This is a genomic window from Actinospineispora spinosispora DSM 44797 (genome assembly GCF_000429025.1).
GTDB classification, from domain to species: domain Bacteria; phylum Actinomycetota; class Actinomycetes; order Mycobacteriales; family Pseudonocardiaceae; genus Pseudonocardia; species Pseudonocardia spinosispora.
Map to the genome: position 1 here is coordinate 98,206 of NZ_AUBB01000028.1, position 21,509 is coordinate 119,714.

Annotated in this window: 22 protein-coding genes and 1 riboswitch; of the genes, 11 read left to right on the forward strand and 11 right to left on the reverse strand. The window is 69.4% G+C overall.

Annotated elements, in window-relative coordinates:
- Window positions 1-14: 14 nt before the first annotated feature.
- Window positions 15-1,400 carry an MFS transporter gene (locus tag G406_RS0114360; RefSeq protein WP_028934397.1) on the forward strand — a complete coding sequence of 462 codons (1,386 nt, stop codon included), beginning with the start codon at window positions 15-17 and terminating at the stop codon, window positions 1,398-1,400.
- A gap of 149 nt (window positions 1,401-1,549) precedes the next feature.
- Here the strand turns inward: G406_RS0114360 and G406_RS0114365 are convergent, their stop codons facing one another.
- The 6 genes from G406_RS0114365 to thiC all read right to left on the reverse strand — a co-directional run bounded on the left by G406_RS0114365 (window position 1,550) and on the right by thiC (window position 9,577).
- Window positions 1,550-2,569 (reverse strand): LacI family DNA-binding transcriptional regulator, encoded by a 1,020-nt coding sequence (locus G406_RS0114365; RefSeq protein ID WP_028934398.1) that lies wholly within the window; start codon window positions 2,567-2,569, stop codon window positions 1,550-1,552.
- Window positions 2,570-2,645: 76 nt separating this feature from the next.
- Window positions 2,646-5,798, reverse strand: coding sequence for a carboxyl transferase domain-containing protein (locus tag G406_RS46810; protein ID WP_037076594.1), 3,153 nt, complete (start codon window positions 5,796-5,798; stop codon window positions 2,646-2,648).
- 73 nt (window positions 5,799-5,871) lie between these two features.
- Window positions 5,872-6,480: a hypothetical protein gene (locus G406_RS0114375; RefSeq protein WP_028934399.1), complete on the reverse strand. Its 609-nt coding sequence runs from the start codon at window positions 6,478-6,480 to the stop codon at window positions 5,872-5,874.
- A complete protein-coding gene (locus tag G406_RS0114380; protein WP_028934400.1) occupies window positions 6,477-7,007 on the reverse strand; it encodes a gamma carbonic anhydrase family protein in 531 nt (176 codons plus the stop codon). The genes G406_RS0114375 and G406_RS0114380 overlap by 4 nt, the downstream gene beginning before the upstream one ends.
- Before the next feature lie 67 nt (window positions 7,008-7,074).
- The gene (gene thiD, locus G406_RS0114385; protein WP_037076596.1) at window positions 7,075-7,920 is read right to left on the reverse strand and encodes a bifunctional hydroxymethylpyrimidine kinase/phosphomethylpyrimidine kinase; all 846 of its coding nucleotides are present in this window, start codon (window positions 7,918-7,920) and stop codon (window positions 7,075-7,077) included.
- A 4-nt stretch (window positions 7,921-7,924) separates the two neighbouring features.
- A complete protein-coding gene (thiC, locus tag G406_RS0114390; protein ID WP_028934402.1) occupies window positions 7,925-9,577 on the reverse strand; it encodes a phosphomethylpyrimidine synthase ThiC in 1,653 nt (550 codons plus the stop codon).
- Window positions 9,568-9,680, reverse strand: a riboswitch (TPP riboswitch). (Overlaps the previous gene by 10 nt.)
- 80 nt (window positions 9,681-9,760) lie before the next feature.
- Between thiC and G406_RS0114395 the strand changes: the two genes are divergently transcribed.
- Entirely contained in the window at window positions 9,761-10,354 is a 594-nt protein-coding gene (locus tag G406_RS0114395; RefSeq protein ID WP_028934403.1) for a Uma2 family endonuclease, read from the forward strand.
- A 53-nt stretch (window positions 10,355-10,407) separates the two neighbouring features.
- Window positions 10,408-10,992: a Uma2 family endonuclease gene (locus G406_RS0114400; protein WP_037076600.1), complete on the forward strand. Its 585-nt coding sequence runs from the start codon at window positions 10,408-10,410 to the stop codon at window positions 10,990-10,992.
- On the opposite strand, the gene G406_RS0114405 is transcribed toward G406_RS0114400, so the two are convergent.
- Window positions 10,989-11,912: a S1C family serine protease gene (locus G406_RS0114405; protein ID WP_028934405.1), complete on the reverse strand. Its 924-nt coding sequence runs from the start codon at window positions 11,910-11,912 to the stop codon at window positions 10,989-10,991. The genes G406_RS0114400 and G406_RS0114405 overlap by 4 nt on opposite strands.
- A gap of 86 nt (window positions 11,913-11,998) precedes the next feature.
- Window positions 11,999-12,571: a peptide deformylase gene (locus tag G406_RS0114410; protein WP_028934406.1), complete on the reverse strand. Its 573-nt coding sequence runs from the start codon at window positions 12,569-12,571 to the stop codon at window positions 11,999-12,001.
- Between the two features lie 117 nt (window positions 12,572-12,688).
- Between G406_RS0114410 and G406_RS0114415 the strand changes: the two genes are divergently transcribed.
- The 7 genes from G406_RS0114415 to G406_RS0114445 all read left to right on the forward strand — a co-directional run bounded on the left by G406_RS0114415 (window position 12,689) and on the right by G406_RS0114445 (window position 17,023).
- Window positions 12,689-12,985: a DUF3263 domain-containing protein gene (locus G406_RS0114415; protein WP_211241144.1), complete on the forward strand. Its 297-nt coding sequence runs from the start codon at window positions 12,689-12,691 to the stop codon at window positions 12,983-12,985.
- Window positions 12,986-13,010: 25 nt separating this feature from the next.
- The gene (locus G406_RS59360) at window positions 13,011-13,934 is read left to right on the forward strand and encodes a LytR C-terminal domain-containing protein (RefSeq protein WP_169736688.1); all 924 of its coding nucleotides are present in this window, start codon (window positions 13,011-13,013) and stop codon (window positions 13,932-13,934) included.
- Between the two features lie 19 nt (window positions 13,935-13,953).
- Window positions 13,954-15,078, forward strand: a complete 1,125-nt coding sequence (locus G406_RS0114425) for a low temperature requirement protein A (RefSeq protein ID WP_028934408.1) — start codon at window positions 13,954-13,956, stop codon at window positions 15,076-15,078.
- 62 nt (window positions 15,079-15,140) lie between these two features.
- A complete protein-coding gene (locus tag G406_RS0114430; RefSeq protein WP_156934868.1) occupies window positions 15,141-15,356 on the forward strand; it encodes a hypothetical protein in 216 nt (71 codons plus the stop codon).
- On the forward strand, window positions 15,353-15,871 hold the full coding sequence (locus G406_RS53975; RefSeq protein WP_051342088.1) for a DUF6879 family protein: 519 nt from the start codon (window positions 15,353-15,355) through the stop codon (window positions 15,869-15,871). Before G406_RS0114430 ends, G406_RS53975 begins: the two co-directional genes overlap by 4 nt.
- Window positions 15,872-15,875: 4 nt before the next feature.
- Complete coding sequence (locus G406_RS0114440; RefSeq protein WP_028934410.1) at window positions 15,876-16,736, forward strand: helix-turn-helix domain-containing protein; 861 nt, start codon at window positions 15,876-15,878, stop codon at window positions 16,734-16,736.
- Between the two features lie 50 nt (window positions 16,737-16,786).
- On the forward strand, window positions 16,787-17,023 hold the full coding sequence (locus tag G406_RS0114445) for a hypothetical protein (protein WP_156934869.1): 237 nt from the start codon (window positions 16,787-16,789) through the stop codon (window positions 17,021-17,023).
- Here G406_RS0114445 and pssA read toward each other — a convergent pair.
- The 3 genes from pssA to moeA form a co-directional block, all read right to left on the reverse strand.
- Entirely contained in the window at window positions 17,020-17,964 is a 945-nt protein-coding gene (gene pssA / locus G406_RS0114450) for a CDP-diacylglycerol--serine O-phosphatidyltransferase (protein WP_156934870.1), read from the reverse strand. The two genes, G406_RS0114445 and pssA, sit on opposite strands and share 4 nt — an antisense overlap.
- 5 nt (window positions 17,965-17,969) lie before the next feature.
- A complete protein-coding gene (locus tag G406_RS0114455; protein WP_028934413.1) occupies window positions 17,970-18,689 on the reverse strand; it encodes a phosphatidylserine decarboxylase in 720 nt (239 codons plus the stop codon).
- A gap of 1,086 nt (window positions 18,690-19,775) precedes the next feature.
- Window positions 19,776-21,005, reverse strand: coding sequence for a molybdopterin molybdotransferase MoeA (gene moeA, locus G406_RS0114460; protein ID WP_028934414.1), 1,230 nt, complete (start codon window positions 21,003-21,005; stop codon window positions 19,776-19,778).
- A gap of 115 nt (window positions 21,006-21,120) precedes the next feature.
- Between moeA and G406_RS0114465 the strand changes: the two genes are divergently transcribed.
- Window positions 21,121-21,324 carry a cold-shock protein gene (locus tag G406_RS0114465; RefSeq protein WP_028934415.1) on the forward strand — a complete coding sequence of 68 codons (204 nt, stop codon included), beginning with the start codon at window positions 21,121-21,123 and terminating at the stop codon, window positions 21,322-21,324.
- The last annotated feature ends 185 nt before the right edge of the window (window positions 21,325-21,509 follow it).

Here is a 21,509-nt window from a genome sequence, read left to right on the forward strand (position 1 = left end):
CGGGAGGACGTGCGATGACGGTCGATCCGGTGCGCGAGGACGAGCTGCTGGCCCGGATCGAACGGCTGCCGATGTCGCGGCCGCACTACAGCCTGCTGTGGCAGGGCGGGCTCGGCTACACCTTCGACGGCATGGACGGCGCGATCGTCGCGTTCATCCTGCCGGTGGCGGCGGCGGTGTTCGCGCTGTCGCACGCCGAGCAGGGCGTTCTCGCCAGCTCGACGCTCATCGGTTTCCTGTTCGGCGCGCTCGCCGCCGGTCTGCTCGGCGACCGGATCGGCCGCCGCGGGGTCATGATGTATGCGCTGGCGCTGTACGCGGCGGCCTCGCTGGTCGCCGCGCTGGCGCCGAACTGGCCGGTGCTGCTGGGTTTCCGGATCCTGGCCGGCGTCGGTACCGGGGCCGAGTCGGCGATCATCGCGCCGTTCCTGTCCGAGTTCGTGCCCGGCAGGCTGCGTGGCCGGTTCATCGGGTCGCTCGCCGGGTTCTTCGCGTTCGGGTTCGTCGGCGCCGCGCTGCTCGGCTACTTCCTGGTGCCGACGTTCGCCGACGGCTGGCGGATCGTGCAGGTCATCACGGCGCTGCCGATCCTGATGCTGCTGTGGTGGCGCCGCGCGCTGCCGGAGTCCCCGCGCTACCTGCTGTCCAGAGGCCGGACCGCCGAGGCCGAGGCGGTCGTCGAACGCATGGAGGACCGGGTCCGCGTCGCGACCGGGGCGCAGCTGCCGCCAGTGTCACCGACGATTGCCGCCGCGCCGGTCGAGCCGCCCACCTCGTCGGCGCTGCTCGCGCTGTGGCGCGGCGCGCTCGCCCGGCAGACCGCGACCACCTGGGCGCTGTGGTTCTCCATCACGTTCGCCTACTACGGCTTCTTCACCTTCATCCCGTCGCTGCTGATCCAGGAGGGACTGACGATCAGCAAGAGCTTCGGCTACTCGATCGCGATCTACCTGGCGCAGGTCCCCGGCTACTACTCGGCGGCGTTCGTCTCGGAACGTCTCGACCGCAAGCGGACGATCGCCGGCTATCTGACCGGCGGCGCGCTGTCCGCGATCGGGCTGGCCACAGCGGTGGGCAACACCCAGCTGCTGATCTTCGGGATGCTGCTGTCCTTCTTCATGAACGGCACCTACGCGTGCCTGTACAGCTACACCCCCGAGGTCTACCCGACGGCGATCCGCGCGACCGGCATGGGCGCGGCGTCCGCGTTCGGCCGCATCGGCGGCATCCTGTCGCCGATCATCATCGGCAGCGCCTACACGACGCTCGGGTTCTTCGGTGTCTTCGTGCTGACCTGCGCCGTACTGGCCGTCGGGGTGCTGGCGGTTCTGCTGCTCGGTGTCTCCACGAAGGGCCGGACGCTGGAGGACATCGCGGCCGAGACCAGCTCAGGACACTAGTGCCCCGAGTCACACATTCGCACCGTAATTCCGGCGCCCAGATGCCGCCTGGCCGCGCCGCCGTCGTTGCGAGTACCACGTACGAGCTGCCTCCGGCGACGCAGCCAGACGACATCTGGATCACCGGACTCATGGCACGAATGTGCAACTCAGGACACTAGAACCGGCTGCTCACAGCCGCAGCTGCGGCGGTGCTCCAGGGACGCGGGCAGCCGGACGATCTCGCGGGACGCCAGCGGGTCGGCGAGACGCCGGGACAGCAGCTGCACGGCGCGCGCGCCCATCGCGTGGAAGGGCTGCGCCGCGGCGGTCAGCGGCGGGGTCATCGCCTCGCCCCACTCCAGGTCGTCGAACGCGACCAGCGCCAGGTCCTTGCCCACCACGATGCCCTCTTCACGCAGCGCAAGCAGCGCGCCGATCGTCATGGCGTTGTTCGCGGAGAACAGGGCGGTCATGCCGCCCTGGCGCAGCAGCTGCAGCGTGGCGCGGCGCCCGCCCGCGACCGAGGACTCCCCGTCGCGCAGCAGCTCCGGCCGGATCGGGACACCAGCTGTCTGGTGCGCGCGCCGATAGCCGCGCAGCCGCTCGACGCTGGTGGACAGGCCACGTAGCCCGACGAGCATGCCGATCCGGGTGTGCCGGTGTTTGAGCAGGTGTTCGACGAGCTGGCTGGCGGCGCTCTCGCTGTCCGTGCCGACCTGGTCGCACGGCGCCTCGGCGAACCGGTCCACCAGCACGTACGGGGTGTGCTGGCGACGAAGCAGCGGCAGGGTGTGCTGCTGCCACGCCTCGGTCGGCGCCAGGATGATCCCGTCGACCCGCCGCGACAGCAGCAGCGCGATCGCGTCGCGCTCGGTGCGTGCGTCGTCGTGGGTGTCGCAGAACAACATGGCGTAGCCGGCCCTGCGGGCCTCGGACTCGACGCCGAGGATCAGCTCGGACAGGTACGGGTTGGAGGCCCCGGTGAGCGCGAGGCCGAGCGTCGGGCCGACCGGGGACTCGCGCCGGTTGCGGATCAGGTAGCCGAGTGACGTGGCTGCCTGTTCCACCCGGGTACGGGTCTCCTCGGCGACGAAGCGGGTGCCGTTGAGGACGTGTGAGACGGTGCTGACGGAGACGTCGGCCAGCTCGGCCACGTCCGCCATTCGAATTCGCTTCGCTGCGCTCATCCTGCTCGTTCAGGCTGTTCGGGTTGTTGTCTCCGATAACTTGTCGTGCTTGATCGGTCTAGCGTTACGCCTGGGGTTAACCCGGGATGAACCCCAGCGCCGAGGTGAGGACGGCACGGGTGTCCGCCGGGTCGATCACGTCGTCGATGTCGAACACCGTCGCGGTGCTCAGCGCCTTGCCGTGTTCGTACGCCCGGGCGACCAGCTCCTGGTAGCGAGCCTCACGGGCGTCCGGATCGTCGATCGCGCCCAACTCAGCACGGTAACCGAGCTGGACCGAACCCTCCAGTCCCATCCCGCCGAACTCCCCGGTCGGCCAGGCGACGGTGAGCAGGCTGGAGCGCAGTCCGCCGCCCGCCATGGCCATCGCGCCCAGCCCGTAGCCCTTGCGCAGCACGACCATGACCAGCGGGGTCGGCAGGTGCGCGCCGGCGACGAACATCGCGCCGAAGCGCCGCACGGTCGCGGTGCGTTCGGCGTCCGGGCCGACCATGAACCCCGGGGTATCGCACAGCGAGATCACCGGGAGCCGGTAGGTGCCGCAGACGCCGAGGAACCGGGCGGCCTTGTCGGAGGCCTCGGCGTCGATCGCGCCGCCCAGGTGCATCGGGTTGTTCGCGATGACCCCGACCGGGTTCCCGGCGAGGCGGGCGAAGGCGGTGACGACGCCGATCCCGAACTCGGGTCGCAGCTCCAGCACGCTGCCGGTGTCGAACAGGGCGTCGAGCACCGGGCGGACCTGGTAGCTGCGCACCCGGTTCTCCGGGATCAGGTGACGCAGCAGCCGCTGGTCAGGGGCTTCCCAGTCGGCTCGCGGCCCGGACACGTAGGACAGGTACTGCTTCGCCACGTCCACCGCCGCGAAGTCGTCCGGCACCAGGACGTCGACCACGCCGTTGGGCACCTGCACCGACATCGGGCCGACGTCGCCGGGCGCCACGTCGCCCAGGCCGCCGCCGGAGATCATCGCCGGGCCGCCCATGCCGATGCTGGAGCCCTCCTGTGCGATCAGTACGTCGCACACGCCGGCGAGTGCCGCGTTGCCTGCGAAGCAGTACCCGCCGAGCACCGCGACCGTGGGCACCTCGGTGGCCAGCTCGGCCGCGAGCCGGAAGGTCGGCACGTCGAGGCCGGTGTAGCCGGGCTGGTCGGTGTCACCGGGACGACCACCGCCGCCCTCCACGAACATCACCACCGGGATCCGCTCGCGCTTGGCCAGCTCGAGCAGCCGGTCGGTCTTGCGGTGGTTCTGCACACCTTGGGTGCCGGCGAGCACGGTGTAGTCGTAGACGAGGACCGCGCAGCGCAAGCCGTTGATCCGGGCCGTTCCGGTGATCATGCCGTCGGCGGGGGTGCGTGCGATCAGGTCGGCCATGGTGCGTCGGCGGCGCTGCGCGGCCACGGCGAGTGCGCCGTACTCGACGAATGTGTCCGGGTCGCACAGCCGCGCGAGGCATTCCCGCGCGGTGCGTCTGCCCTTGTCGCGCCGCTTCGCCACGGCCTCAGGGCGGGCCTCGTCGAGCCCGGTGCGGTGGCGTTCGATCGACTCGGCGAGGTCCGGCCGGATGTGGTCGAGGTCGAGGTCGTCGACGCCCGCATGGTCGTCCTCGGCGGATTCCGCCGGGTCCACGAGCAGCAGCGGCGTCCCCTCGACGACCGTGTCACCGATCGCGACGAGCACCTCCCGCACCTGGACCGGACCGGGCGCCGGGACGACGTGCTCCATCTTCATCGCTTCCAGCACGGCCATCGCGGCACCTTCGGCACGGTGCTCGCCCACGGCGGCCGGAAGCTCGACGACCACCCCGGCCCTCGGCGCGACCACCGCATCCCCTCGTGAGCGTTGAGTGTGGCCATAACCAGACTCAACACTCACGAGGGGTTCGGCCTCCAGGAGCTGGGCGAGGTGGTCATCGACGTAACCGGTGTGCGGCGGCTCGTCGGGGACCGTGCGCAGCAGCGCGCGGAGCAGACCGATGTTGGTGGCGCTGCCCTCGACCCGGAACTCGCTCAGTGCCCGATCGGTCGCGGCGTTCGCCCTGGCCAGGTCGGTGCCGGTGACGATCACCTTGGCGATCAGCGAGTCGTAGCGGGGGCTGACCTCGACGTTCGCCGCGCAGTGCGTGTCCACCCGGACGCCGCGGCCGGTCGGTGGGTCGAAACGGGTCAGCAGCCCGCCCGCCGGGCGCACGTCGCCCGAGGCGTCCATGGTCTCGGCGTTCACTCGCGCCTGTACCGCCACTCCGCGCGGTTCGGGGGTGTCGGTCAGCCCCAGCTGGTCGAGCGTGGCGCCGCCCGCGAGACGCAGCTGCAGCTCGATCAGGTCGAGGCCGGTGACCTCCTCGGTGACCGTGTGCTCGACCTGGATCCGCGGGTTGACCTCGAGGAACGCGATGTCGTCTCCGGCGACCAGGAACTCGACGGTCGCCAGTCCCAGCCGGTCGACCGAGGCGCCCAGCGCGGTCGCGGCCTTGCGCAGCCGGTCCCGCAGATGGTCGGACAACCCGGGTGCCGGTGCGACCTCGATGAGCTTCTGGCGGCGGCGCTGCAGGCTGCAGTCCCGATCGCCCAGCGCCACGACCGCGCCGGTGTGGTCGCCGGCCAGCTGGACCTCGATGTGTCGCGCGTTCGTCAGCAGCTTCTCCAGGTAGAGATCGCCGTTGCCGAACGCGTTCCGTGCCTCGGACCGGCAGCGGCGCAGCACCTCGTCCAGCTGCGCCGCGTCGGTGACCGGCCGGATGCCGCGGCCGCCGCCCCCGGCGACGGCCTTCACCATCACCGCGCCTGCCGAGGCGAAGAAGTCGTGGGCCGGGGCGAAGTCGTCGGTGAGGACCGGGGACGCGTCCGGGGCGGCGATGTCCAGCTCGACCGCGCGGACCCGTGCGGCGATCTTGTCGCCGAACAGCCGTAGCGCATCGGGTGAGGGTCCGACGAACGTCAGCCCGGCGACCTCACAGGCCTGGGCGAAGTCGGCGCGCTCGGAGAGGAACCCGTAACCGGGGTGCACCGCGTCGCACCCGGTCTGCCGCGCGACCCCGACCAGGGCCTCGACGTCCAGGTAGGCGGCCGGGCCCGTGCCGTCCAGCGCGATCGACTCGTCGGCTCGTCCGCTGTCGGCGTCGTCCTCCGCGAAGACCCCGACGGTCGAGATCCCGAGAGCGGCGGCGGTGTGCAGAATCCGGACGGCGATCTCGCCCCGGTTGGCGACCAGCAGACGGGTGACAGGCACCAGCCGACCCTAATCGCTGCCGCGCAGGTCAGCACCCGTGAGTGAGTTGGGCTGCCCCGGCAGCCCAACTCACTCACGGGGTGGGTGGGTGCAGGCCCAGGCGGCGCAGTTCGAGCGCGGCGAGCTGACGGAGCGCCTCGGGGTCGCCGGTGCGCCAGGCGTTCGCCGGATGATCGCCGACGATGCGCAGCTCGGCGGGCGGCAGCGTGGTGAGCGCGCGCAGGGCGAGCAGGTCCAGCGCGTGCGCATCCTCACGGGCCAGGGCAGCGGCGCCGGCCGCCTTGGCGTAGCGCAGCCGGGACGGCAACCAGAGCAGCAGCGGCGGTAGGAGGCCGATGAGCATGACCAGCAGCGCGGTGCCGGTGGCCAGCGCGGACACCGCGTCGTCCTGCTGCTGACCGACGCCGCGCAACGCCTCACCCGCGGCCTGGCCCTGCTGCAGCGCGGCCGACAGGGCACTGCCGAAGAACGGCAGCTGCGCGGCGGCGGCCGCGCCCTCGGCGAACATCGCGGCGATGTTGGCGCCGGTGTTGATCAGCGCCGTCGTCGGCGTCCGCAGTGCGGACACCAGGTCGTTCGCATGCACCGCGAGCAGCAGGAACACGAGCAGCCAGACCACCACGAGCCCGTCGAGCATCAGCTGACGGCCGCGTACCGAGGCGATCTCCGCGTAGGGCTTCATGCCGGACCACCCAGCTCGGGTGCACCGACACTGTGCCGCGCGGCCAGCTCGCGGTACAAGGCCGGGTTGGTCTTCACCCACCAGCCGGCCGACTCGGTCAACGGCCCTTTGATCTTGGCGGGTGCGCCGAGCACCAGCTGGTCGTCCGGGATCACCATGTTCGGTGTGACCAGCGACCCGGCGCCGATCATGCAGTGGTCACCGATCCGCGCGCCGTCCTGCACGGTGGCACCGTTGCCGATGATCGACTCCGCGCCGATGACGCAGTTGTGGATGACGCACAGGTGCCCGACCGTCGTGCCGGGGCCGACGATCAGCGGGTCCGCGCCGCCGTGCAGCACCGAGTTGTCCTGCACGTTCGCCCCGGCCCGGATGATGATCGGTCCGAAGTCCGCGCGCAGCACCGCGCCGTACCAGACGGACGCCTCCGCCTCGACTCGAACGTCCCCGATCAGCGCCGCGGTCGGGGCGATCCACGCGGTCTCGTGCACGGTCGGTTCAGCGCCCTCGAACGCAAACAGCGGCATCCCCGCACTCTAGAGACACCCCTCGTGAGTGTTGAGTGTGGCTATAGCCGCACTCAACACTCACGACCTACACCGGGTCGGTGCTGATCCGCCAGAGCGACGACACCGGGCCGTGGCCCGAGCCCAGTGCGTACGAGTGGCGGACGGCCTGGACGATGTAGCGCTTGCCGAACGCGACCGCGTCCGGCACCGAGTCACCCAGCGCGAGGCGTGAGGTGATGGCCGAGGCCATCGTGTCGCCGCCACCGTGGGTGTTGCCGGTCTCGAAGCGCGGACCGGGCAGCTCGACGAAGTCGCTGCCGTCGTACAGCAGGTCGATGCACACGTCGGTGTCCTCGCGCAGGTGACCGCCCTTGACCAGTACGTACCTCGGCCCCAGACCGTGCAGGATCTTCGCAGCGTCGTACTGCGCCGCCCGGTCGTGCACGTCCACTCCGATGAGCAGCCGCACCTCGTCGAGGTTCGGCGTGATGAGCGTGGCGCGCGGGAACAGCAGCGTGCGGAACGCCTCCAGCGCGGAGTCCGCCAGCAGCTGGTCACCGTGCATCGACGCGGCCACCGGGTCGATCACCAGTGGGCTACGCTTGCCCGCCCCGATGCCGGCCTCGTCGCACGCACCGGCGACGGCCTCGATGATCTCGGACCCGGCCAGCATCCCGGTCTTGGCCGCGTCGATGCCGATGTCACCGGCCACCGACAGGATCTGGTCCGCGACGGTCTCCGGCGGAATCCGGTGGAACCCGGAGACACCGATCGAGTTCTGCACCGTCACCGCGCACACCGCGAGGCAGCCGTGCACGCCGCAGGCCGCGAACGTGCGCAGGTCGGCCGCGATGCCGGCACCACCGCCCGAGTCGGTGCCGGCGATCGTCATCGCGCGGGGTGGGGTCACCCCGACGGGAATCTCTGTCATGTACTCATTCTCCGGCAATCGGCAGATAGACCCGGTTGCCCGTCTCGCCGAACTCGCCCGACTTCTCCGCCATCCCGGCCTCGATCGCCTCGACGCTGGTCAGGCCGTGTTTCTCGGCGTAGTCACGGACATCCTGGGTGATCTTCATCGAGCAGAACTTCGGACCGCACATCGAGCAGAAGTGCGCGGTCTTCGCCGGCTCGGCTGGCAGCGTCTCGTCGTGGTAGCTGCGCGCGGTGTCCGGGTCGAGCGACAGGTTGAACTGGTCTTCCCAGCGGAACTCGAACCGGGCCTGGGACAGCGCGTCGTCGCGGTTCTGCGCGTGCGGGTGCTCCTTCGCCAGGTCGGCGGAATGCGCCGCGATCTTGTAGGTGATCACGCCGGTCTTGACGTCGTCCCGGTTGGGCAGTCCCAGGTGCTCCTTCGGCGTGACGTAGCACAGCATCGCCGTGCCGTGCTGGGCGATGATCGACGCGCCGATCGCCGAGGTGATGTGGTCGTAGGCCGGTGCGATGTCGGTGGCCAGCGGGCCGAGTGTGTAGAACGGCGCCTCGCCGCACCACTCCTCCTCGAGCCGGACGTTCTCCGCGATCTTGTGCATCGGCACGTGCCCGGGACCCTCGATCATCACCTGGACGTCGCGTGCCCGCGCGATGTGCGTCAGCTCGCCCAGCGTCTTGAGCTCGGCGAGCTGCGCGGTGTCGTTGGCGTCCGCGATCGAGCCCGGGCGCAGGCCGTCACCCAGGGAGAACGTGACGTCGTAGGTGCGCAGGATGTCGCACAGCTCATCGTAGTGCGTGTAGAGGAACGACTCCCGATGGTGCGCGAGACACCATGCGGCCATGATCGAACCGCCCCGGGACACGATCCCGGTGACCCGCTTCGCGGTGAGCGGTACGTAGCGCAGCAGCACGCCCGCGTGCACCGTCATGTAGTCGACGCCCTGCTCGCACTGCTCGTAGATGGTGTCCCGGTAGACCTCCCAGGACAGCTTCGCCGGGTCGCCGTTGACCTTCTCCAGTGCCTGGTAGATCGGCACCGTCCCGATCGGGACCGGCGAGTTCCGGATGATCCACTCGCGGGTCTCGTGGATCTTCTTGCCGGTGGACAGGTCCATCACGTTGTCCGCGCCCCACCGGGTCGCCCAGACCATCTTGTCCACCTCCTCCTCGATGGAGGAGGTCACCGCGCTGTTGCCGATGTTGGCGTTGATCTTGACAAGGAACTTCTTGCCGATGATCATCGGCTCGGACTCGGGATGTTTGTGGTTGGCCGGGATCACCGCCCGCCCGCGCGCGACCTCGGAGCGCACGAGCTCGACGTCGACGCCCTCGCGGATCGCGATGAACCGCATCTCCGGCGTCACGATGCCGGCTTTCGCCCAGGCCAGCTGGGTCGCCGCGCCGTCGACCGGCTCGCGCGCGTCGATCCAGGGTTGACGGTTCTTGGCAAGACCGGCCCGGACGTCGATCTCCGCGTCGACGTCGGTGTACGGGCCGGAGGTGTCGTACAGGTCGAAGTGCTCGCCGTTCGTCAGATCCACACGGCGCACCGGCACCCGGATGTCGTCCGGACCCTCGACGTACACCTTCCGCGAGCCCTGGATCGGGCCGGTGGTGACGGTGGGGCTGACGGTGCGATCGTCAAGAGCTGTCATGGCGATTCCTCCCTACGCCGGCATTACCCGGACAGGTTCGTGCGGTCGGCGGCACCAAGCCGCCCTCTCAGCCCGTTGATTACGAGCTCCCGCGATCTGTAGTTGTGTCCTGACCGTAACCCGCCGATCGCCGTCCCGCCAGAGCCTCCCGTTTTCGTCGGTGCCCCATGCCACACTTGAACCATGACCGCAGCACCCCTCGAATGGCCTCCCGAATGGCACCGCAGGCCGCTCACCGTGGCCGATTACCTGGCGCTCGGGGAGACGGATGTACGCGTCGAGTTGGTCGAAGGAAAGGTGGTCATGGCTCCGAGTCCGTCGCCGGCCCACATGGAGGCCACGTTCGAACTCGGAGTGGCGCTGCGTGGCGCCGTGCCCTCGGGGTTCAGGGTCGTGCCGGAGATAGACCTCGACCTTCAGCTGGCTCCGGCTGAGCTGCCGGGTTTCGTGCGCTCGCCAGATCTTGCGGTAGTCCGTTCGACTGCGTTGCGGCGCGTGAAAGAGCAGGGGGGTGTCATACGGGCAGCGGACACGCTGCTGGTGGTCGAGGTCATCTCGCCGAGCTCGAAGCGCACTGACCGGGTCGACAAGCGCGGGGAGTACGCCGAGGCAGGTATTCCGTACTACTGGATTCTCGATCTCACTGAGCCTGTGTCGTTGTTGGTCTGTCACCAGACGGGTGAGTTCCGATACGCGGACAGCGGCGAGTTCACCGGCAAGGTGAGCCTGGTTGATCCGTTCCCGTTCGAGCTGAATCTGGCCAACCTGGTCTTTTGAGTTGTGCGCGAGGCTTTCGGTCGATGCACGGCGGGGTCTGACACCCTGGGCGGGTGACCGCTCTGCCGATCGACCAGCCGTCTCCACCGCCGCGTCGACTGCTGTCGGTCACCGAGTACACCGAGCTGGCCGATCCCGGTTCGGAGCTGGTCGAGGGCCGGCTACTGCTGACGCCGAGTCCCACCCCGGACGACAACTACGCGTCCTTCCAGCTGCGCGTCGCGCTCGGCGGTAACTGCCCAGACGACCTCGACGTGCTGACGGCGGTAGACGTCGACCTGGAGCTGGCCGGGCCGGACGAGCCCGGTTTCGTCCGCAGGCCCGACCTGGTGGTGGTGCGGGCAGAGGCGCGCGGCAAGGCCTACCGGCCGGGCGTTCTGCTGTGCGCCTCCGATGTGGTGCTGGCTATCGAGATCTGCTCGCCCGAGTCCCGGCGGACCGATCATCTGGTCAAGCGCGCCGAGTACGCCGACGCCGGCATCCCGCGCTACTGGATCGTCGACATCGGTGACCAGGTCTCGATCACCGCCTGCCACCACCCGGGCAGCTTCGGCTACGCCGACAGCGGCCTCACGGTGGGAACGTTCGCCACCACGGACCCGTTCGACCTACAGCTGGACCTGGCGAGACTCGTCTAGTGGCCGGTCAGCTCGGCCGGGATTGCGACGACGTCGACCATCGCGCCGTTGCGCAGCACGGTGACCGGCAGCGACGTACCGATCGACTCGGCGAACAGCATCCGCTGGATACCCTGCGCGTCCTGCACCGGCTGACGCCCCACGGACAACACCAGATCACCCCGCCGAAGCCCGGCGAGCGCGGCGGGGCTGCCCGGCACGACCTCGGCGAGCCGCAGTCCCTTGCGGCGCTGGTAGTGCTCGGCGATCTCGGTGGGGACCGGCGCGGGCGCACCGACCAGACCGAGGTAGCCCCTGCGCACCCGGCCCTCGGCCAGCAGTGTGTCGATGATCCGCCGCGTCGTGCTGTTGACCGGCACCGCGAGCCCGAGCCCGGTACCCGCCACCGCGGTGTTGATCCCGACGACCTCCCCGCGCCCGTTGGCGAGTGCGCCGCCGGAGTTGCCCGGGTTGAGCGCCGCATCGGTCTGGATGACGTCCTCGATCACCCTGGTCGCCCGGCCGGTGCTCGTCGGCAACGACCGGCCGAGCGCGCTGACCACCCCGGCGGTGACCGACGCGGCCAGCCCGAGAGGGTGCCCGACGGCGACCACCAGCTGGCCAACGACGAGCTGGTCGGCGTCACCGAGCACAGCGGTTCCGGACACGGCGGAGTCGGCGCGCAGCACGGCGAGATCGGACAGCGGGTCCACACCGACCACGTCGAACGCGGTCTCGCGGCCGTCGCTGAACTCAGCGGTCCCGTGCCGGCCCTTGCCCACGACGTGCGCGTTGGTCAGTAATAAGCCGTCGGAGCTGAACAGCACACCGGAACCGGTGCCGGTCTCCCTGCCGCGCGCGATGCGCAGGCTGGCGACATGCGGGGTGACCGCTTCGGCAACCGTGCTGACCGTGAGTGAATAGGCATCGAGCTCGTCCATGCCGCTGCTTCCGCCGTAACTGCCCTGAACCGCGCCATTACAGCAGGTGAACGTGCGACGGCAGGAACCGGTTCCGGTTTCCCGGATCAGACGTCGACGGCCTCGGTGGCCGAGGGGTCCCAGGCCAGCCCTGGGACCCCCCAGCCGTGCCGCTTCAACGCCTTCAACGCTGCCCGCGAGTGCCGTCCGACCAGCCGATCCACATAGATCGTGCCGTCCAGATGGTCCGTCTCGTGCTGTAGGCAGCGGGCGATGAAACCGTGACCGGAGACCTCGACCGGGGAGCCATCGAGGTCTACACCTGTCACCTTTGCCGATACCGCGCGCCCGGTCGGATACTGCTCACCGGGCACCGACAGACACCCTTCCCAGTCGTCGTCCGGGTCCGGCATGGTCTCCGGCAGCTCGGACGTCTCCAGGACGGGGTTGACCACCACGCCCCTCAGGTTGTCGCCGGTCTCGTCGTCGGGGCAGTCGTAGACGAAGACCCGCAGGTCGACGCCTACCTGGTTCGCCGCGAGACCCACTCCGTTGGCCGCCGCCATCGTGTCGAACATGTCCGCGACCAGTGTGCGCAGTTCATCGTTGAACTCGGTCACCGGCCGGGTCGCCTTGTGCAGCACCGGATCGCCGATGATGCGTATTGGACGGACTGCCATGCTCGGACCTTATCGGTGCGCTGAACGGGTGTCTGAGGGTGCGTCGCAACCACGGGTTGTCGGTGTCCCGTGATCTAATGGCCGTCGAATCACATGCATGTACTTTACGAGGTGCCGATGGATTCCGTCGAGATATTGCCGAGCAAACTATCGCCAGAAGGTCAACTGGAGCGCAGGGATCACGAGATTCTCGCGTTCGAGCGGCAATGGTGGAAGTACGCGGGCGCCAAGGAACAGGCGGTTCGTGAGTTGTTCGGCCTCTCGGCCACCAGGTACTACCAAGTGCTGAATGCCCTGGTCGACAAGCCGGCCGCACTGGCTGCCGACCCGATGGTGGTCAAGCGGATTCACCGGGAACGGGTCGTGCGCCGCCGCGCCCGCGCCGCGGAACAACTCGGAATCGAAGCCCGCTGAGCGACACGCCGACACTCACCCGATCGTGACCCCCGACACCACCGAACTACGACCGTCGACCACCCCGGAGGACCTGGTGACCGAGCCCAACCCGCCGAGCGGATCACCGCTGCGTGTCGGCGGGTTCGTCCTGCTCGGTGTCGCCGCCGTCGCCGCGGTCGTCGGTCTGGTCTCGCTCGCCGGTGGGGGAGACGCGGCGAAGCCCACGACGCCCGTGCCCTCCGCGGCCGCCGCGCCGTCCTCCAGCACCGCTCCTCCCGCTCAGCCCGGTCCGCCGCTCGCGGCGGCGTCCACGCAGCCGGGCGTTCCGCCGCCCGGCAAGCCCGGCCCGCCGCCGAACGCGCTGTCCCTGCCGCCGCCCGCTGGGCACCCCGCTCCGGCCGCGCCGCCGCCTCCCAGCGCGGCCCCGCCCGCTGCCGCCGCGCCCGCGTCGCCCGCGCCGAACGCGGCACCCCCGCCTCCGGCGCCGAACGCCGCACCGCCGCCACCGGCAGCGCCACCCGCGGCGGCCACTCCGTCGCCCGCTGCTCCGGTGCCGAACGCGGCGCCGGCTCCCGCCGCCACTCCCGCACCGCACACCGAGCCGGCGTTGCCCGGCGCGGGTCTGCCTCCGGCGAGTAGCTCCGAGAGCAGGTCGTCCGGTGGCGTCAAGAAGGCCGTGACCAAGGCACCGGTCCGGGTCTACAACAACAGCCTGGTCAAGGACCTCGCCCAACGTGCCGCCTCGGACTTCCGAACCTCGGGCTGGCACGTCGAGGAGGTGGGCAACTACGCCCAGGGCAACATCCCCACCAGCACCGTCTACTACCGCCCCGGTACCAGCGAGGAAGCGGCCGCCGAGTCACTCGCCAGCAACTTCGGGATGCGTGCGCTGCCCAGGTTCGCCGGGCTGAAGGACGCGACTCCCGGCCTTATCGTGATCGTCACCAAGGACTACCAGCGCCGCTGATCCACCTGGAGGCTCGGTCATGGTCGTGATGCGGGCCCGGGACGCCGCCGAGGAACATCGGGCGGCGACTCCGCTGGAGTTGTTCTTCGACCTGTGCTTCGTGGTCGCGGTGTCACTGGCGGCGGCACAACTGCACCATGCGCTCACCGAACAGCACGTCGGTGCGGGCCTGCTCGGCTACCTGATGGTGTTCTTCGCGATCTGGTGGGCCTGGATGAACTTCACCTGGTTCGCCTCCGCGTACGACACCGACGACGCGATGTACCGCGTCACGACGCTCGTGCAGATGGCCGGGGCGCTGGTGCTCGCCGCTGGTGTGCCGTCGGCCGCCGACCACCAGGACTACCTGGTCATCACCCTCGGCTACGTGATCATGCGCCTGGCCATGGTGGCGCAGTGGTTGCGCGCCGGTGCCGCCGACGCGGACCGCCGGTTCACCGCCCGCCGCTACGCGGCCGGGATCAGCGTCGTGCAGATCGGGTGGCTTCTGCGCCTGCTGTTGCCGCCGGCGTGGGGTCTCGCGGTGTTCTTCGTGCTGATGATCGCCGAGGTGGCGGTGCCGGCCTGGGCCGAGCGGTCCGTGCAGACCACCTGGCACCCCGGGCACATCGCGGAGCGCTACGGCTGCTTCACCCTGATCGTGCTGGGCGAGGTGGTGCTGGGCAGCACCGGGGCACTGCGTGAAGCAGCCGAGGAGGGCGGCCACCTCGGCGGGCTGCTGTCGCTGGCGCTCGCCGGTGTGGTGATCGTGTTCGCGATGTGGTGGCTGTACTTCGACCGGCCGGCGGAGGACCTGCTCACGTCACTGTCGATGTCGCTGCGCTGGGGATACGGCCACTACCTGGTGTTCGCCTCGATCGCGGCGGTCGGTGCGGGTCTCGAGGTGTCGGTCGACGTGGTGACCGGCCACAGCAGGCTCCCGGCGGTCGCGGCGGGCTGGACAGTGGCCGTCCCGGTGGCGGTGTTCCTGCTCGTCGTCTGGCTGTTGCACGTCCGCCCGAGACATGAGTCGGGTTGGCTCGCGTGGCTGTTTCCGCTGGTGGCGGTCCTGATCCTGGCCACGCCGTTCACGCACGCGGCCGTGTACCTGACGGCCGTGCTTCTGGCGGCCCTGGTAACTGCCAAGGTACTGCCACGCCGTTGACTTCTACCCGCATGGCTGGGGATTCTATGTGGGTAAACCTTGTCGAATCGCGGGAGACTCCGATGCGAATCCTCAACCCGGAAACCAGCTCTGATGACTTCGACGGCTGCGATCGGTTGATCGACCTCGGCGACGAGGATGTGTTGATCCAGCTACGACCGGCGTCGGCCGCCGACTGCGAAGCGATAAGGCCGAACTATGTCCCGGCGCCGGAGATCTTCGGTCGCTGTTCCAAGGCGGCGTTCCTCGAGGCTGCTCGCAGTCTTGGGCTGGCATGAAACGGATCGACGTCGACGAGCTCTATAGCCTCTACAACGGCGTCCGGGACAGGGCGGTGCGCTGGGAAGGTCTCCAGGTCTATCGGGTGCCCTGGGAGAAGGAGCGGATCGAAGCCTGGGAACGAGGAGAAACCGCTCCTGCCGATGATCGAAAGGATCGCTCGACGAGGTCCATGCGACGGATCTCCGAATCCGGCCGTCGCAGCATCCGCGTACGCGGACTGCGCAGGCCGGCTACCGACTACATCCGGCGGCAGTTTGCGACCGCGTATCCGAATAACGCCGCCGCTGGCGAGGACACCGTCGTCGTCGATCTCGATGAGCACCCTGAATTCGACGGTGTCGAAGATTTTGTGGTCTTCGATCGGAAGTCCGTGATGTGGTATCGCTACGACGACGAGTGCCGTTTGCTCGGCTACGACTTCAGCGATGATGCCGCTGACGTAGCGGACCGAGTCGCCCTGCTCGACCGAATGCTGGTCGCCGCGGTGCCGTACACGGAGGTCGTACTGTAGGGCGGTGACCAGCTTGTACGGCCGCTCTCAACGTCGGATTCGGCTCGGCGCCCTGCTGCGGGGCTTGCGCAAGAACGCCAAGCTCAGTGGTGAGGCGCTGGCGGACCAGCTCGCGGTTTCCCAGTCGCATCTGTCCCGAGTGGAGCTCGGCGATACCGCGCCGAGCCGCGAGCTCGTAGAGCGCTGGACCCGGATGTGTGGCGCGCCCGAGGACTCGATGCAGCAGGCGCTCGAGTTGGCCGAGGCCGTCGTTGTCGAGGTCACGGCGCGGCGAACCGTAAAGGGCCGCAGCTTGGTGGCTCTGCAGCGCGATGCGGAACAAGCGGTGGCCGCGGCAACGGTGATCAGTGGATGGGTGCCGCTATTGGTGCCCGGATTGCTGCAGACAGCTGGATACGCCCAGCATTTGGTCGCCGGCGACTTTCCGGACCGAGAGGACATCGCCGAGGCCGTTGCTGCTCGTATGCAACGTCAAACGGTCCTGTACGACCAGTCGAAGACACTGCGGTGGGTGATCAGTGAGGCAGGGCTGCGCTGGCGGGTTGCGCCTCCGGATGTGATGGCGGCGCAACTCGATCGGCTTTCGATGCTGGCTCTGGAGCCGCATCTCGATCTGAGGGTGCTTCCATTCGCCAATACCGGGCCCGTGTGGCACGACCACGGGTTCAACATTCTGGGCGGCCGCACGGACGGTCACGGTGATCTGGTCTCGGTGGGACTGCTCACCGGCCCGGCGAGGATTACTGAGCCTGCCGAGGTGGCCGAGTACAAGAAGGCGTACGAGCGGCTGGCCGAGTTGGCGTTGTCGGGTGCTGACGCCGTTGCGTTCATCCGGCAGGTCATGGCAGAGACACGGCAGAACTAGTTTTACCCAGGTACTTGCAAATCAGTCTGGGTAGAAGCCAAGATTCCTGGGTGAAGGTTTACGGGGTGTTGGTGACCGGTTACGACGGGGCGAGCGAGCTGGAGGGGATGTTCAGCACCGAGGCGGCGGCGTTCGTGTACGCGCAGGAACGCAGCGGGCAGGGGTATCGGACGAGCAGCAGCGTGACGTCCTGGGAGCTGGATCGGCCGGGTGAGCGGATGTGGCTGATGATCTACGAGGAAGGTCAGCAGCGGCACCGCAACCACCGCATCCGATGGCCGGGCTAGCGGTCCCGGCGGATCTTGCGCAGGCCGAGGCGGGCGCGGCCGCGTGGGCGTTCGCCGTTGGGTTCGCTCCGGCGGCGTCCGTTGAGCGCGCCGGCGCCGCGCAGCGCCACGCCGGCGACCCTGCGGCGTAGCGCGGGCCGGACCCCGCCGGGGCGGGTACCGCGCAACGCACGGACCGCGGCCCGGCGCTGACGTGCCGCGACGTACCAGGCCTCGGGGTGGCGGGCCAGCCAGCGGTACCGGTACACCGAGTACGGAAGGTGCACCAGGTAGATCACCATCGCCACGATGAGTGCCAGTACCGGCAGTGTGATCAGCAGTGCGGCCGCGAGCCCGACCAGCACCAGCAGCGGCGCGATGAACTGTGGCGGTACCCGGATCGTCTTCATCGACAGGGTGTGCAGCCGGCTGATCATCAGGCCGGCGGTCAGCACCATCCAGATGCCGACCACGACCGGCGACGACCACGGGCCGGGGCCGAACTGCATGTCCAGCAGCAGCGGCAGCACAGCGACCAGTGCCGCGGCGGGCGCGGGGACGCCGACGAAGAACTCCTTCGCGTACGGCGGCTGCTCGGTGTCGTCCAGCAGTGTGTTGAACCTGGCCAGGCGCAACGCCGCGCACACCGCGAACACCAGCGTGACGACCCAGCCGAGCCGGTTGCCGTCCATGCACCACACGTAGAGCACAAGCGCGGGCGCGACGCCGAAGGACACGCAGTCGGCGAGCGAGTCCAGCTCCGCGCCCATCTTGCTGGTGGCGTCCAGCAACCGGGCGATGCGGCCGTCGAGGCTGTCCAGGATGGCGGCGGCACCGAGGGCGGCGATGCTCAGGTCGAAGTGCCCGGACAGCGCGAACTGCACCGCCGACAGACCGGAGCACAACGCGAGCACGGTGACGGCGTTCGGCAGCAGCCGCACACCCCTGTTGCCATTGGCCACGATGGTCAGCCCGTCTGGGTACCGTTGGGAAGCTCTGCGAGGACCGTCTCGCCGCCGATCGTGCGCTGCCCGGCCTCGACCAGCAGTCGCGCCCCGGCCGGCAGGTAGGTGTCGACCCGCGAACCGAAGCGGATCAGGCCGTAGGTCTCGCCCGCCGCCACCTCGGAGCCTTCGACGACCTCGCACACGATCCGCCGCGCGAGCAGCCCGGCGATCTGGATCACCGCTACCTGGCTGCCGTCGGTGCCGCGCAGCAGCATCGAGTTGCGTTCGTTGTCCTCACTGGCCTTGTCGAGGTCCGCGGAGAGGAACTTGCCCGGCCGGTACACGAGCCGCTCGACCCGGCTGTCGTACGGGATGCGCTGCACGTGCACGTCCAGCACGGACAGGAACACACTGACCCGGGGCAGCTTGACGTCCGGGAGCTCCAGCTCGACCGGCGGTGTGCACTCGTCGACGATCGCCACCGTGCCGTCGGCCGGCGCCACGATCACTCCGGGGCGAGTGGGGGTGACCCGGATCGGTTCGCGGAAGAACGCCGCGACGGCCGCGGTGGCGGCGATCCCGAGCCCGGTTCCCCTGCCGGTGACCAGCCGCGCCAGGAGCGCGGCCGCCCCGACGCCCGCGACGATCGGTCTTCCGCCCGGATGCATCGGCGGGATCGCCTCGCGGACCAGCCCCGCGATGTGGCTCAGGTGGTTCGGATTGTTCTCGATGCTGGCCATCGGCGTGCTTCGGGCCTCCGCGTAGACGGTAGTCGTTGGCTGAACCCTAGAGGACTGTCCTCATACTCTTCCGGCCCGGCGTCTCGCGGCCCCGGGTCCGGGCCGTCCCCGCTGGCTCAGCTGTGTTTCGCGGGGTGCAGTGGTTGTCCCCGCTGGCTCAGCTGTGTGTCGCGGGGTGCAGTGGTTGTCCCCGCTGGCCATCCAGTGTCTTGGCGTGGTCGGGCGGTATCAACCCCCGGCTGACGCCGGCCTCGCGCTGGTTCCTGGTTGCGCGGGTTCGGGGGCGAGGTTTCAGGGTTGACACCACCCGACCACGCCAAGTGCGGGCCAGGATCGCGGGGACGGGGGCAGTCTGCGCGCCCTTCCGGGCACGGCTGCGCCGCGCCCCAGTGAGGTGCACGGGTCGCACTGGCGGGGTCACGAGGAGGCGCCCCATCAGCCCGACCAGCCTCACCCGTCACATCTCGCAGAGCTTCGTGCTGCGTCGCAGATGATCCAACATCTGCGACACGACACAACGCTCTGCGAAGTGCCCCAGCCACAACGAACCCAGCCACGGCTGAGTTGGCTCCGCGAGTCTCCGAAGGAGTTCCGGCGAAGGCCGGGCAGTGAATGTCCGCTACCAGGCTCCCAACCCTGACGGCGGCTCCCAGGGCGACAACAAGCGCGCGCCCAACCGAGGAACGAGGTTTGTTTTTCTGGGAGCACCCCAGCGAGCGCCAGCGAGCCGGGGTGGTCACAGAAAAACTCCGCGCGAAAAAGGCCAGAAAAAAGGCCGGGGCCGTCATCCCCCGAGACGACGACCCCGGCCGTGGAACCGCTCGTCCGCTCCCCAGCGACAAGCGGTAGGTCTGTGGCCAGTGACTGGAACTCACTGCGTGCGCAAAGTATTCCCGAGCGTCCGCTCGGTGGTCCAGAGAGATCGGGCTAGATTCTCAGTAGTTGGACCATTTGGCGGAACGCTCTTACTGGTATTGACGTCCGGGACGCTCTCCGCGTTGCATCAGAGCAGAGTGATGTGCGTCACGCTCGGTTGAACGGTCATCAGCTGCGCGCCGTACAGTGACCGGCTGCTCACCGACGGTGTCAGCCGTCGAGCAACCAGACGTCGACCATCGTGTGCTGTTCGTGCAGGTCGTGGTCCGAGGGCAGGTCGATCAGGCAGTCGGCTCTGGCCATCGAGGACAGCAGGTGGGAGCCGGGGCCGCCGATCGTTCGCACGGTGCCGGTCTTCGCGTCCAGCTCGCCCCTGCGGAACTGCCGCTTGCCGGGCGGCGAGTGCAGGGTCTCGTCGAGACGGGCGCTGATGACCGCGCGCTCCGGGTACGGGTGGCCCATCGCGGCGCGCAGCGCGGGCCGGACGAACACCTCGAAGGACAGCTGGGAGCTGACCGGGTTGCCGGGCAGTGTCACGACGGGGATGTCACCGACGCCGGTGAGGCGCCCGGCACCCTGGGGTCCGCCCGGCTGCATGGCGACCCTGACGAACTCGACGCCGCGGTCGGCCAGCGCGTCCTTGACGACCTCGTACGCGCCCGCGCTGACCCCGCCCGAGGTGAGGATCAGGTCGACGGTGCCGGCCGAGGCGATCCGCTCCTCGAGTGTGGCGAGGAAGCGGGGGACGTCGTCCGGTACGAACTGCAGTCGTTCGGCGCGGCCACCTGCCTCGGTGACCGACGCGGCCAGCATCGTGCCGTTGGACTCGTAGATCTGGCCGTGCCGCAGCGGCTGTCCCGGCGCGACCAGCTCGGTGCCGGTCGAGAGCACCAGCACCGTCGGGGGCCGCCGGACCGGCAGCGTCGCGGCGCCCACCGCGGAGGCCAGACCGAGCTGCACGGGGCCGAGCACGGAGCCCGCCCGCAGCACGACCGTGCCCTCCGCGACGTCCTCGCCGCGCCTGCGCAGATGGTTGCCGGCCGAAGGCGCGGCGTCGATGCGCACCGTCTCCGTGCCGCCGTCGGTGTCCTCGACCTTCACCACGGTGTCCGCGCCTGGCGGCATCGCGGCGCCGGTCATGATCCGGTGCGCCGTGCCGGGCTGCAGCGGCGGCGAGTCGGTGCGGCCGGCCGGGATGTCCTCGGCGACCGGCAGCCGCACCGGCCGCTCGGGAGAGGCGCCGGCGATGTCAGCCGCGCGCACCGCGTAACCGTCCATCGCGGAGTTGTCGAACGGGGGCAGCGGGATCGTCGTGACCAGATCTTCGGCGAGCACCAGGCCGAGCGCGTCGGCGAGCGGCCGGTCCTGCGCCTCGGTGGGTGACAGCAGCGCGGCGACGACGGCGCGGTGCTCCTCGACGGTTCTGAGCGCTTTACTCACACCCGCATCCTGCCCTCCCGGGCTCCCGAAGTCTGGGACGAGGGTCTGGGAAGGGGCCTGATTTCTGGGTAGCGTCGATCGCGGTTTGTCGGGCAAACAAATCGGGAGGATGGTCGTGGCTCAGGGCACGGTCAAGTGGTTCAACTCGGAGAAGGGTTACGGCTTCATCGCCACCGACGGCGGGCCGGACGTCTTCGTCCACTACAGCGCGATCGAGATGGACGGGTTCCGGACGCTCGACGAGGGCGACCGGGTGACGTTCGAGACGACGGCGGGCCGCGACGGCCGAAGCCAGGCCGAGTCGGTCAAGCGCTTGTAGAGAGGGCCACGAACACGAGGGGCCGGACCGCCAACGGTACGGCCCCTCGTTCGCGAACAACCGTCGAGTATGTCAATCCGCCCAAGTCAGGCCTGACCAACCCAGCAACAGCACAGTCGGCTCCGCGAGTCTCCGAAGGAGTTCCGGCGAAGGCCGGCGTAGTGAATGTCCGCAACCAGGCTCCC

Coding starts and splice junctions, on each gene's coding strand:
- G406_RS0114360 (WP_028934397.1), top strand. CDS start 15: ATGACGGTCGATCCGGTGCGCGAGGACGAGCTGCTGGCCCGGATCGAA.
- G406_RS0114365 (WP_028934398.1), bottom strand. CDS start 2,569: ATGAGCGCAGCGAAGCGAATTCGAATGGCGGACGTGGCCGAGCTGGCC.
- G406_RS0114375 (WP_028934399.1), bottom strand. CDS start 6,480: ATGAAGCCCTACGCGGAGATCGCCTCGGTACGCGGCCGTCAGCTGATG.
- G406_RS0114380 (WP_028934400.1), bottom strand. CDS start 7,007: ATGCCGCTGTTTGCGTTCGAGGGCGCTGAACCGACCGTGCACGAGACC.
- thiD (WP_037076596.1), bottom strand. CDS start 7,920: ATGACAGAGATTCCCGTCGGGGTGACCCCACCCCGCGCGATGACGATC.
- thiC (WP_028934402.1), bottom strand. CDS start 9,577: ATGACAGCTCTTGACGATCGCACCGTCAGCCCCACCGTCACCACCGGC.
- G406_RS0114395 (WP_028934403.1), top strand. CDS start 9,761: ATGACCGCAGCACCCCTCGAATGGCCTCCCGAATGGCACCGCAGGCCG.
- G406_RS0114405 (WP_028934405.1), bottom strand. CDS start 11,912: ATGGACGAGCTCGATGCCTATTCACTCACGGTCAGCACGGTTGCCGAA.
- G406_RS0114410 (WP_028934406.1), bottom strand. CDS start 12,571: ATGGCAGTCCGTCCAATACGCATCATCGGCGATCCGGTGCTGCACAAG.
- G406_RS0114415 (WP_211241144.1), top strand. CDS start 12,689: ATGGATTCCGTCGAGATATTGCCGAGCAAACTATCGCCAGAAGGTCAA.
- G406_RS0114425 (WP_028934408.1), top strand. CDS start 13,954: ATGGTCGTGATGCGGGCCCGGGACGCCGCCGAGGAACATCGGGCGGCG.
- G406_RS0114430 (WP_156934868.1), top strand. CDS start 15,141: ATGCGAATCCTCAACCCGGAAACCAGCTCTGATGACTTCGACGGCTGC.
- G406_RS53975 (WP_051342088.1), top strand. CDS start 15,353: ATGAAACGGATCGACGTCGACGAGCTCTATAGCCTCTACAACGGCGTC.
- G406_RS0114455 (WP_028934413.1), bottom strand. CDS start 18,689: ATGGCCAGCATCGAGAACAATCCGAACCACCTGAGCCACATCGCGGGG.